The organism is Achromobacter sp., assembly GCF_036567245.1.
Lineage (GTDB): Bacteria > Pseudomonadota > Gammaproteobacteria > Burkholderiales > Burkholderiaceae_B > Achromobacter.
The window spans coordinates 1-10,277 of record NZ_DATCUY010000603.1 but is presented as its reverse complement, the minus strand read 5'-3'; the positions used below and the strand labels follow the sequence as shown (position 1 = coordinate 10,277).

The 10,277-nt window shown below is 61.4% G+C and carries 11 protein-coding genes and 1 other RNA gene; 4 read left to right on the top strand and 8 right to left on the bottom strand.

All coding sequences use genetic code 11. The features are described from left to right. Positions 1-995 precede the first annotated feature (995 nt). Positions 996-1,472, bottom strand: coding sequence for an Lrp/AsnC family transcriptional regulator (locus tag VIR09_RS25565; RefSeq protein ID WP_332015393.1), 477 nt, complete (start codon positions 1,470-1,472; stop codon positions 996-998). 156 nt (positions 1,473-1,628) lie between these two features. Between VIR09_RS25565 and hppD the strand changes: the two genes are divergently transcribed. Next, positions 1,629-2,741 carry a 4-hydroxyphenylpyruvate dioxygenase gene (hppD, locus tag VIR09_RS25560; protein ID WP_332015392.1) on the top strand — a complete coding sequence of 371 codons (1,113 nt, stop codon included), beginning with the start codon at positions 1,629-1,631 and terminating at the stop codon, positions 2,739-2,741. An 81-nt stretch (positions 2,742-2,822) separates the two neighbouring features. Here hppD and msrA read toward each other — a convergent pair whose 3' ends face one another. The 3 genes from msrA to ilvD all read right to left on the bottom strand — a co-directional run bounded on the left by msrA (position 2,823) and on the right by ilvD (position 5,463). Continuing rightward, positions 2,823-3,377: a peptide-methionine (S)-S-oxide reductase MsrA gene (gene msrA / locus VIR09_RS25555; RefSeq protein WP_332015391.1), complete on the bottom strand. Its 555-nt coding sequence runs from the start codon at positions 3,375-3,377 to the stop codon at positions 2,823-2,825. Between the two features lie 81 nt (positions 3,378-3,458). Beyond that, positions 3,459-3,794: a c-type cytochrome gene (locus tag VIR09_RS25550; RefSeq protein ID WP_088138367.1), complete on the bottom strand. Its 336-nt coding sequence runs from the start codon at positions 3,792-3,794 to the stop codon at positions 3,459-3,461. Continuing rightward, positions 3,778-5,463, bottom strand: coding sequence for a dihydroxy-acid dehydratase (gene ilvD, locus VIR09_RS25545; RefSeq protein WP_332015390.1), 1,686 nt, complete (start codon positions 5,461-5,463; stop codon positions 3,778-3,780). The genes VIR09_RS25550 and ilvD overlap by 17 nt, the downstream gene beginning before the upstream one ends. A 127-nt stretch (positions 5,464-5,590) precedes the next feature. Between ilvD and lgt the strand changes: the two genes are divergently transcribed. Next, on the top strand, positions 5,591-6,379 hold the full coding sequence (gene lgt / locus VIR09_RS25540) for a prolipoprotein diacylglyceryl transferase (protein WP_013391511.1): 789 nt from the start codon (positions 5,591-5,593) through the stop codon (positions 6,377-6,379). On the opposite strand, the gene VIR09_RS25535 is transcribed toward lgt, so the two are convergent. The 4 genes from VIR09_RS25535 to VIR09_RS25520 all read right to left on the bottom strand — a co-directional run bounded on the left by VIR09_RS25535 (position 6,354) and on the right by VIR09_RS25520 (position 8,170). After that, positions 6,354-7,112 (bottom strand): SIMPL domain-containing protein, encoded by a 759-nt coding sequence (locus VIR09_RS25535; protein ID WP_332015389.1) that lies wholly within the window; start codon positions 7,110-7,112, stop codon positions 6,354-6,356. The genes lgt and VIR09_RS25535 overlap by 26 nt on opposite strands. A gap of 82 nt (positions 7,113-7,194) precedes the next feature. After that, positions 7,195-7,379: non-coding RNA, 6S RNA (gene ssrS, locus VIR09_RS25530), on the bottom strand. Between the two features lie 33 nt (positions 7,380-7,412). After that, the gene (locus tag VIR09_RS25525) at positions 7,413-7,724 is read right to left on the bottom strand and encodes a cell division protein ZapA (protein ID WP_006388757.1); all 312 of its coding nucleotides are present in this window, start codon (positions 7,722-7,724) and stop codon (positions 7,413-7,415) included. Then, positions 7,724-8,170: a hypothetical protein gene (locus VIR09_RS25520; RefSeq protein WP_332015388.1), complete on the bottom strand. Its 447-nt coding sequence runs from the start codon at positions 8,168-8,170 to the stop codon at positions 7,724-7,726. The genes VIR09_RS25525 and VIR09_RS25520 overlap by 1 nt, the downstream gene beginning before the upstream one ends. A 424-nt stretch (positions 8,171-8,594) precedes the next feature. Here VIR09_RS25520 and VIR09_RS25515 point away from each other — a divergent pair, with 424 nt between their 5' ends. Together VIR09_RS25515 and VIR09_RS25510 are read left to right on the top strand one after the other, a co-directional pair. After that, the gene (locus VIR09_RS25515; protein WP_013391508.1) at positions 8,595-9,059 is read left to right on the top strand and encodes a tripartite tricarboxylate transporter TctB family protein; all 465 of its coding nucleotides are present in this window, start codon (positions 8,595-8,597) and stop codon (positions 9,057-9,059) included. 13 nt (positions 9,060-9,072) lie between these two features. Continuing rightward, on the top strand, positions 9,073-10,277 hold a 1,205-nt coding region (locus VIR09_RS25510; RefSeq protein WP_332015387.1), incomplete at its 3' end, for a tripartite tricarboxylate transporter permease.

The following is a 10,277-nucleotide window of genomic DNA, read 5'->3' as shown; positions in this document are numbered from 1 at the left end:
GATTTCATTGTGCTTGTGACCGAAGTCACTATGCACTCGCATCAAGCGCCCACACTTATCGGTTGTTTAATTGTTAAAGAGCGGTACTGCTGAATTCGGTACTACTTACTGCCTGCCCACTTCGCTGCGCCGCTTTCGCTGGCGCTGCGTTGTTTGCAGCAGAGAAACGAGATTATGAAGAAGTTTTTATCGCTTGTCAAGTCAGCGTCACATCCTTCGTTTCGCTTTCCCGCCTGCGACCTCTTCAGGTCTGCCTCTCTTTAGCAGCTATCGAAATATCAGGGTTAACCCTAAGTTTTCGGCAACTGCCAAGCCTGAAACTATAACACGACTTTTGCAGATTATGCAACCGGCTCTTGCCTAATTTGCATCCTATCTTGCAACCCCGCAACCTTTGGCTTTCGCTTCTGGCGCAGCCCTGAAATCCAGGGGCCGGTTACTGCTCAGGTGGCTGGCGATATCAGGGTAAACCCTTTATTTGAATCACCAGCCAAGCCCAAGACTATAGCACGATTTTTGCGAATTGCGCAACTGGCCTCGGCCTGATTTGCTGCAATCTCTGCAATAACCACCGGGCTTTCATTTCTGATCCCCTGGCGGCAGGCCGGCTGGGTTACCCGTGCTGACCTGTTGCGCTTGCTTGGCTTCGCGTCTCGAAAACTGCCCGAATCGCGAAGGAGCGAGACTATAGCACGGAATTTTGCTTGCGCCAGGAAGGTGACACCTATTTTTCAAAGAGATGAAGATTTCGGGGGACGCATAGCGTAATCGAGCCACCATGCGCTCCACTGCCTACATATAGAGGGCCGGACCATACGGCGTTCAAGCCACCCTCACCTCACGTCCGCAAGAATCGTTCGGCATCGGAGAAGCCTCTATATATACAGGGAGCACTCCACAGGGAAAGACCTCTGCCAGCTAGAAGGCACCGGCCATCCCCCTTCCCGTCTCCCTATATAGAGTCGCGCGTCACTGGTTTGCCACATGCCCGACGACTAGAGTCTGAGCTCCGTCGTCTCCTTGATCTGCTGAAGCGCGAAGAACGAGCGCATGTCGACCACGGCAGGGTGGCGCATCAGCGTGTCCATGGCAAAGCGGGAGAAATGCGCCAAGTCGGCGACCTGTATGCGCAGCAGGTAGTCCATGTCGCCAGACATGGCGTAACACTCGACCACTTCCGGCCAGAGCTGCACATCCCGGGCGAAGTCGCTCATGGGCGCATGGCTGGATCCGCTGTGCTTGTTCAAGCGGATGTTGACGTAGGCAAGCAGACCCAAGCCTACCTTACCGGCGTCGATCAGAGCGACGTACTTCTTGATGAAACCCTTCTCTTCCAGGCGCCGCACCCTTCGCAGGCAGGGACTGGGCGATAGCGACACCCGGTCGGCCAGCTCCTGGTTGCTCAGACGCCCGTCCCGCTGCAATTCGGCCAGAATCCGTACATCTGTCCTATCTAGCTCAATGTCAGACATTTTCAGCCCTTAATGTTTTCCATACGGCAATATTATTGCTCAATCTACCTGCTTTCGCGACATGTTTGCAATTGTCTGCCCGTCGTTCCTTCCTACAATCTCCGTCTAGACTTGAAGAACAAGTCGTGCTGAAAAACGATGCAAGGGAGCAGACTTATGAGCAGCGCTTTCCAACCCTGGGACAACCCGATGGGTACCGCCGGGTTCGAGTTCATTGAATATGCCGCGCCGGACCCCGCCGCGCTGCGTAAGGTGTTCGAACTGCTGGGCTTCAAGGCCATCGCCAAACACCGCCATAAGGATGTGACCCTATACCGCCAAGGCGGCGTGAACTTCCTGATCAACGCCGAGCCGGATTCCTTCGCCCAGCGTTTCGCGCGCCTGCATGGCCCGTCGATCTGTGCGATCGGTTTTCGCGTGCAGGACGCCAACGCCGCCTACAAGCGCGCACTGGAACTGGGAGCTTGGGGTTTCGATTCCCACAGCGGCCCGATGGAACTGAATATCCCTGCGATCAAGGGCATCGGCGATTCGCTGATCTATCTGGTGGACCGCTGGAGCGGCAAGGACGGCCACGGCGGCATTGGTGACATCAGCATCTATGACGTGGACTTCGTGCCCGTGGATCCCCAGAACGCCCAGGCCGACCTGCATCACCGCGGCGCCGGCCTGACGCTGGTGGACCACCTGACGCACAACGTGCACAAGGGCCGCATGGCTGAGTGGGCGGAGTTCTACGAACGCCTCTTCAACTTCCGCGAAGTGCGTTACTTCGACATCGAAGGCAAGGTGACGGGCGTGAAGTCCAAGGCCATGACCTCGCCTTGCGGCAACATCCGCATTCCGATCAACGAGGAAGGCACCGAGGAGAAGGGCCAGATCCAGGAATACCTGGACCTGTACCGCGGCGAAGGCATCCAGCACATCGCCATGTCCACGGAAGACATCTACGGCACCATCGAAGCGTTGCGCCAGAACGGCGTGGTGTTCCTGGATACGCCGGAAACCTACTATGAACTGCTGGACCGCCGCCTGCCGAACCATGGCGAGGACGTGGCGCGCCTGCAGAAGAACCGCATCCTGCTGGACGGCGCCCCCGGCGGCGGCCTGCTGCTGCAGATCTTCACGGAAAACCAGATCGGCCCGATCTTCTTCGAGATCATCCAGCGCAAGGGCAACGATGGATTTGGCGAAGGCAATTTCAAGGCCCTGTTCGAATCGATCGAGTTGGACCAGATGCGCCGCGGCGTGGTGAAGACTGTCGAATAAAGACTTCCCCCGCCAGCGCCCGGTGCTCAGCATCGGCGCTGGCTTTGAAACCTCACCTCTGGTGAGGTTTTTTTTTGCCTGCTACTTCTGCAGCCTGTCCTGGAACTGTTTGCGGAATTTGGTGACCTTGGGTGCGATCACGAACTGGCAATAGCCTTGCTCGGGATGCAGGGCGAAGTAGTTGCTGTGGTAGTCCTCGGCCTGCCAGAACGTGGCCGGTGCCAACACACGGGTCACGATGGGCGCGTCATAGACTTTCTGCGCGTCGACCTCGGCGATGACGGCTTGCGCCTGCTCGCGCTGCGTTTCGTTCTGCCAGAAGATGGCGGATTCATATTGCGGACCGACGTCGTTGCCCTGGCGCCCAGGGGTGGTGGGATCGTGGGTCGCGAAGAACACGCGCAGCAAATCGCTGTAGGACAGTTCGGCGGGGTCGAACTCGATGCGGGCCACTTCGATGTGCCCGGTGTTCTTCCCGCAGACCTGTTCGTAGCTGGGGTTGTCCACATGGCCGCCGCTGTAGCCGGGCAGCACGCTCTTAACGCCGCGCAGCTCGGTGAACACCGCTTCGACGCACCAGAAGCAGCCACCGCCGAGTACGGCGACTTCGTTGCCCGGAGAGGGTTGTTCTGCCATGACGATTCCTTCCTGATAGACGGCCGCGGACTGCGGCCAAGCGCCCCCGGGCTTGCATGCGCGGGGCGCGAGAGAACTAGACTACTGCTTGGGTGGCGCCAACGACAAGATCCATTCGGCCAGCGCGCGGGCATCGTCCGGGCTGACCTGGGTTTGCGCGGGCATGGGCACGGCACCCCAGGCGCCGCGGCCGCCGCCGCGGATCTTGCCTGCCAGGTAGTCGACCATGGCGTCGCCCTGCCCCGCATAGCGTTCGGCCACGCTCTTGAGCGGCGGCCCCACGCGCTTGGCTTCGACCTGGTGGCAGGCCATACAGGCCTTGTTCTTGGCCAGGTCCAACCCGGTGGTTTGCGCTTGCGCCGCCCCCACGCCCAGGACGCAGGCGGCGGCCAACAACAGACTACTCTTCAAATGCATCGGTAACGGCCCCACGGCTCGCGGTGCTGGCGAGCTTGCCGAATTTGGCAAGCACACCGCGTGTATAACGTGGCCGGGGCTGCACCCAGGCCTGGCGACGAGCCGCCATTTCTTCGTCGCTGATATTGAGCTGCAACAGCAGCTTGTGGGCATCGATGGTAACCGAATCGCCCTCGCGGATCAGCGCGATGGGACCGCCCACGAATGCTTCCGGCGCGACATGGCCCACGACCATGCCCCAGGTGCCGCCGGAAAAGCGTCCATCGGTGATCAGCCCTACCGTTTCGCCCAGCCCCTGGCCAACCAGCGCGGAGGTAGGCGCGAGCATCTCGCGCATACCGGGACCGCCCTTCGGTCCTTCGTAGCGTATGACCACCACATCGCCATCGCGGATCTCACGCGCCATGATGGCGGCCATGGCGTCATCCTCGGAATCGAAGACGCGCGCCGGGCCCGTGATGACTGGGTTCTTCAGGCCGGTGATCTTGGCAACGCAGCCCTCGGGCGAGAGATTGCCTTTCAAGATGGCGAGATGGCCCTGCGGATACAGCGCGCGGTCCAACGGCATGATGACGTCCTGGTCCGCCCTGGGCGCATCGGGCACACCCGCCAGGGTCTCGGCGATGGTCTTGCCGGTGATGGTGATGCAGTCAGCATGCAGCAAGCCCGCATTGAGCAGCAGCTTCATGACTTGCGGGATGCCGCCGGCGCGATGCAGGTCGGTGGCGACATACTTGCCAGACGGTTTCAGGTCGCACAGCACCGGCACGCGCTTGCGGATGCGCTCAAAGTCGTCGATGGTCCACGGCACTTCCGCAGCATGCGCAATCGCCAGGAAGTGCAGCACGGCATTGGTGGAGCCGCCCGTGGCCATGATGACCGACACCGCATTTTCGATGGACTCGCGCGTGATGATGTCGCGCGGGCGCAGCCCTTTCCTGACCGCCTCGACCAGCACGCGCGCCGACTCGGCCGCGGAGGCGACCTTTTCGTCGTCCTCGTTGGCCATGGTACTGGAGTACGGCAGGCTCATGCCCATGGCTTCGAACGCGGAGCTCATGGTGTTGGCGGTGTACATGCCGCCACAGGATCCCGACCCCGGAATCGCGCATTTCTCTATCTGCTTGAAGTCTTCTTCGGGCATGCGGCCCATGGTGTATTCGCCCACCGCCTCGAAGACGGAGACGATGGTGAGGTCGTTGCCCTTGTAGTGGCCCGGCTTGATGGTGCCGCCATAGACATAGATGCCGGGCACATTGGTACGCGCCAGCGCGATCATGCCGCCCGGCATGTTCTTGTCGCAACCGCCGATCACCACCACGCCGTCCATCCACTGCCCTTGCGCCGCGGTCTCGATGCAGTCGGCGATGACTTCGCGGGACACCAATGAATACTTCATGCCCTCGGTGCCCATGGACATGCCGTCCGAAATGGTGGGCGTGCCAAACACCTGGGGATTGGCGCGAGAGGCGCGGATGGCCTCGATGGCGGCGTCGGCCAGGCGCTGCAGGCCGCTATTGCATGGCGTGATCGTCGAATGGCCGTTGGCCACGCCGATCATGGGATTCTCGAAGTCGGCTTCCTGATAGCCCAGCGCGTAGTACATGGCGCGGTTGGGTGCGCGCGCGACACCGTGGGTGATGTGGCGGGAACGTTCATTGTGCGGCATGGTCTGTCTCCTGTCGGCCGCCGGGGCTCGGACATGACGACCGCCCCGGGGGAAGCTGGCTCGCTTGCGTGCGAATCTTCAATGCTCGCCGGTTATTATCATTCAACTTCATTGTGTCGGGCAGAACATGCTGCAATATCCCCAATTTGATCCCGTCGCCCTGCAGATCGGGCCGCTAGCCATCCATTGGTACGGACTGATGTACCTGGTGGGCTTTGCCCTGGTGTACCTGCTGGGACGCCGGCGCATCACCAGTGGCCACACCACATCGCTGAACGTGAAGGACCTGGAAGACCTGATCTTCTATAGCGTGCTGGGCGTGGTGGTGGGCGGACGGCTGGGCTATGTGCTGTTCTACAAGCCGTCCTATTACCTGTCCCATCCGCTGGAAGTGGCGTACCTGTGGCAGGGCGGCATGTCGTTCCATGGCGGCCTGATCGGGGTGATCGTGGTGATGCTGTTGTTCGCACGCAAGAAGAAGCTGCCGTTCTTCGCGGTCAGCGATTTCATCGCGCCGCTGATTCCGCTGGGGCTGGGCTTCGGCCGCCTGGGCAACTTCATCAATGGCGAGCTCTGGGGCCGGCCCACCGACGTGCCGTGGGCCATGGTGTTTCCGGGCAGCGGCGACGGCCTGGCGCGCCACCCCTCGCAGCTCTATGAGCTGGGCCTGGAAGGCATTGTGCTGTTTGCGCTGCTGTGGTGGTTTTCGAGCAAGCCGCGCCCGTTGGGACAGGTGAGCGGGCTCTTCCTGATGGGTTACGGAACGTTCCGCTTCCTGGTGGAATTCACCCGCGAGCCGGACAATTTCCTGGGCCTGCTCGCGGGCGGTTTGAGCATGGGACAGTGGCTGTCCGTGCCGATGGTCGCCCTGGGCGCCATCATGTTCAGCCTTACTGCAAAACGATCGTCCCGTTGACCGCGATGCTGACCGTGACGTTGCCCGATTGCAGCGGCACGTCCGAGCTGTAGCCACCCGAGGCGTCCTTGGACATGGCCGCGGCTCCCATCATGCGCGGCATCGGCACCGGGCCGCCGGAACCGCCCAGTTCCAGCTTGGACAGGCGGTAGCCCGAGAAACCGAAGGCGTTGGCCGCAGCCAGCGCGCGGTCCTTGAAGGCTTGCGCGGCTTCCTTGAGCAGCTTGCGCTCTTCGGCTTCGCGCACTTCGCGCGACAGCAGGAAGCCGATGTTGGAGATGGCGGTCTTGTCGGACAGCTTGGAAGCCAATGCGGCGGCGGCTTCGAAGTCCTTGGATTCGAGGATCACTTCGCCCTGGCCGCGCCAGGAACCGATCTTGCCTTTGCTGGAAGTGTTCGGCCAGACGTTGTAGCTGCCAGTGCGCACTTCCACGCCCTTGACGTCACGCGCGCGCTTGACCACGTCATCCAGAGCGGCGCTCAGCTTCTTGCCCGCGGTGGGCTGGTCGGGCGCCTCGACTTCGGCGGACAGGGAAATTCGGACCGTGTCCTGCTTGACCTCGGAAGACGCATTGGCCTGCAGAGTCAGCTCCGGCGCACGGCTGGCGGCCGCTTCGGTAGCGGCTGCGGGCGCCTGGGTCTGCGCATGCGCGATCGGCGCAGCGCTCAGGGCGGCCACGGTTGCGCACGCCGCGCCGAGTTTGGTCAGCGAGAAAACAGGGTGTTTGAACATGGACTGGTCCTAGGAGGGAGGACGAAGGGGGAGTGGTGAGGCGCCCGGGGCGGACCTGCTCTCATGGCAGGCCCGCTGGGATAGATGCCCCGCCTGTGCCGTCAAGGCCGGCATCTCGAACCCTGAGGTTCAAGGTGGTCGCGTTCCGAAGAGCGTCGGGTTCGTCTACGGGAGACGATCACTCCAGCTCTGCACTCCCGCAACCAATATGCCAAAAGACATAGGTTCAGAGAATGTATGGCCTAGTCACGGACACGGCAGGGACAAACTGAAAATACTTGAATACTGCTTTATGAACGGTTAGAGCAGTTTTTCCTGACCCGACAAGGCGTCATCGAGTACTGCGTTCATGTCCTCAATTCTACGCTTGAAGTCGCCGACCGCCAAACCGCCCAGGGGACCATCGGGCGCTTTCATGGCGAGCAGTTCGCCAGCGACCTGCAAAGCGGCCATCACGGCGATGCGTTCGTTGCTGGAGACCTTGCCCGTGCCCTGGATGCGCAGCATCAGTTGGTCCACATGACGCACGGCGGCCAGCAGCGTCGGCTTCTCTTCGGCGGAACACGCCAGGGAATAGTCGCGCCCCAGTATGGTGACATCTACGCGTTCCATCAGTGTTGCTCTCCAGACGGTGCGCCCGGCAGGCGGGCCAGCACGGCGTCAATGCGCTCGCGGGCCGATGCGGCGGCCACGCGCAAGCGCTGTAATTCGGTGTCGCGGGTCTGCAGGCTGCCTTGAAATTCGCTTTCACGGGCAGAGAAACGCGATTCGAGCGACTGGCGCTCGGAGGTTTCGCGGGCCAGTTGTTCACGCAGCGAGACTTCAGCCTGCTGGGCTTGCTCGAGCATGGCGGTGACCGCGCCGTCATGATCCTGAAGCTTGCTCTGCAGCGTGACGATCTCGGCTTCGCGCTCGGCGGCGCGTTGCTTGAGCACACGCTGCTCAGCTTCGGTGTCATTCAGGCGTTGGCGCAACGCGTCACGCTCTGCGTGGAGTTGGCGGGTGCGTTGCACCAGTTGCCCAATGCGGGCGGCGAGTTGGTCTAGATCTTGCAGCATGGGCGCTATCGTAAACCATCCTGGGTTGAAGGGGGTCTCTTCACGCAAGGTGAGAAACCCGGCAATATTCAGTAGGATTTATCCCGCACTCATTCAAAGGCCACGCATCCGGCCGATCCTGCTTTCGTCTTTCTTTCTATAAACTTTCACTTAGCTTTCAAAAAGCCCTCAAACTTCCTGGCCCGTTACAACTCGGGGTCGGGAGTTCCCGAATTTTAGGGAAAACCCCAGCCTTTCACCGACCTTACAGGGTTTGCAGCGTGGCGGGCGTCCATTACCATTCGCCCTTTCAAGAATCCCAGCCTTACCTTTCATAAGAACAAACGGCACCCCGAAGTGCCTTTTTTGTGCCTGTCACTCGCCTGTCGGCGGGATGGCCACAGACCTTTTTTATCTACATGCTGTAAACAGGAGCCAACCAATCATGCAGCTACGCAATCGACAGGACTTCTGGTCGGGGGTGATGTTCATCGCCCTTGGACTGGGATTCGCCTGGCAGGCCAGCAGCTACCAAATGGGTACTGCCGCCCGAATGGGCCCAGGGTATTTTCCTTTCTGGCTAGGCATTGTTCTCGCATTGCTGGGCGCCATCGTGCTGCTTGGCTCGATGTCCAAGAAGGCGCACGACACCCACGTCGACAAGTTCGACTGGCGCATCGTGTTCCTGGTGGTCGGATCGGTCGTGCTCTACGGCTTCATCCTCAAGCTGCTGGGCATCTACATTTCGGTATTCGTTCTGGTTGTCGTCAGCAGCCTGGCCAGCCACGAGTTCAGTCTGAAGGTCGCCGTCGCCAACGGTATCTTCCTGGTGCTGTTCTCGTATCTGGCGTTCGTCAAGGGGCTGGGGCTGATTTTCCCGCTGTGGCCGTCGTTTCTGGGCATGAACTAAGGAGCACCCGGTCATGGAATTGTTTGACAACCTGATGTTGGGCTTCTCGGTGGCGTTTACGCCCGAGAACCTGCTTTATGCACTGCTGGGCTGCATCCTGGGCACGCTGATCGGCGTGCTGCCGGGCATCGGCCCCGTCCCGACCATCGCAATGCTGCTGCCGATCACCTACGTGCTGCCCCCGGTGGCCGGCCTGATCATGCTGGCAGGCATCTACTACGGCGCCCAATACGGCGGTTCCACCACGGCAATTCTCGTGGCATTGCCGGGGGAGACATCCGCGGTGGTGACCGTGCTGGACGGCCACCAGATGGCCCGCAACGGCCGCGCTGGCGCCGCACTGGCAATCGCTGCGCTGGGTTCGTTCTTCGCAGGCTGCGTGGCCACGCTGCTGCTGGCCGCCTTCGCGCCTCCGCTGGCTGAAGTCGCGTTCAAGTTCGGCCCCGCCGAGTACTTCTCGCTGATGTGCCTGGGCCTGGTCGGCGCCGTGGTGCTGGCTTCGGGTTCGCTGCCCAAGGCCATCGCGATGATCCTGCTGGGCCTGCTGCTGGGCATGGTCGGCACCGACGTGAACTCGGGCGTTGCCCGCTTCGACTTCGGCATCCCCGAACTGCAGGACGGCATCGACTTCGCCATCGTGGCCATGGGCGTGTTCGGCTTCGCCGAAATCATGACCAACCTCGAGCAGAAGGAAAACCGCGTCGACATCACCGACAAGATCGGCTCGCTGTATCCCAACAAGCAGGAATTCAAGGAAGCCGCTCCCGCCGTGCTGCGCGGCACGGCCCTGGGTTCGGCCCTGGGCATCCTGCCGGGCGGTGGCGCCGTGTTGTCGTCGTTCGCTTCCTACACGCTGGAAAAGAAGATCTCGAAGAATCCGGAACGCTTCGGCAAGGGCCACCCGGCCGGCCTGGCTGGTCCGGAATCGGCGAACAACGCTGCGGCCCAGACCTCGTTCATCCCGCTGCTGACCCTGGGTATCCCGGGCAACGCCGTGATGGCGCTGATGGTCGGCGCGATGACCATCCACAACATCCAGCCCGGCCCGCAAGTCATGACGAGCCACCCGGAGCTGTTCTGGGGCCTGATCGCCTCGATGTGGATCGGCAACCTGATGCTGGTGGTGCTGAACCTGCCGCTGATCGGCCTGTGGGTCAAGCTGCTGAAGGTGCCCTACCGCATCCTGTTCCCGGCGATTCTGGTGTTCTGCACGATCGG

Coding starts and splice junctions, on each gene's coding strand:
- lgt (WP_013391511.1), top strand. CDS start 5,591: ATGCTGCAATATCCCCAATTTGATCCCGTCGCCCTGCAGATCGGGCCG.
- VIR09_RS25565 (WP_332015393.1), bottom strand. CDS start 1,472: ATGTCTGACATTGAGCTAGATAGGACAGATGTACGGATTCTGGCCGAA.
- msrA (WP_332015391.1), bottom strand. CDS start 3,377: ATGGCAGAACAACCCTCTCCGGGCAACGAAGTCGCCGTACTCGGCGGT.
- VIR09_RS25535 (WP_332015389.1), bottom strand. CDS start 7,112: ATGTTCAAACACCCTGTTTTCTCGCTGACCAAACTCGGCGCGGCGTGC.
- VIR09_RS25520 (WP_332015388.1), bottom strand. CDS start 8,170: ATGCTGCAAGATCTAGACCAACTCGCCGCCCGCATTGGGCAACTGGTG.
- VIR09_RS25515 (WP_013391508.1), top strand. CDS start 8,595: ATGCAGCTACGCAATCGACAGGACTTCTGGTCGGGGGTGATGTTCATC.
- VIR09_RS25550 (WP_088138367.1), bottom strand. CDS start 3,794: ATGCATTTGAAGAGTAGTCTGTTGTTGGCCGCCGCCTGCGTCCTGGGC.
- VIR09_RS25525 (WP_006388757.1), bottom strand. CDS start 7,724: ATGGAACGCGTAGATGTCACCATACTGGGGCGCGACTATTCCCTGGCG.
- hppD (WP_332015392.1), top strand. CDS start 1,629: ATGAGCAGCGCTTTCCAACCCTGGGACAACCCGATGGGTACCGCCGGG.
- ilvD (WP_332015390.1), bottom strand. CDS start 5,463: ATGCCGCACAATGAACGTTCCCGCCACATCACCCACGGTGTCGCGCGC.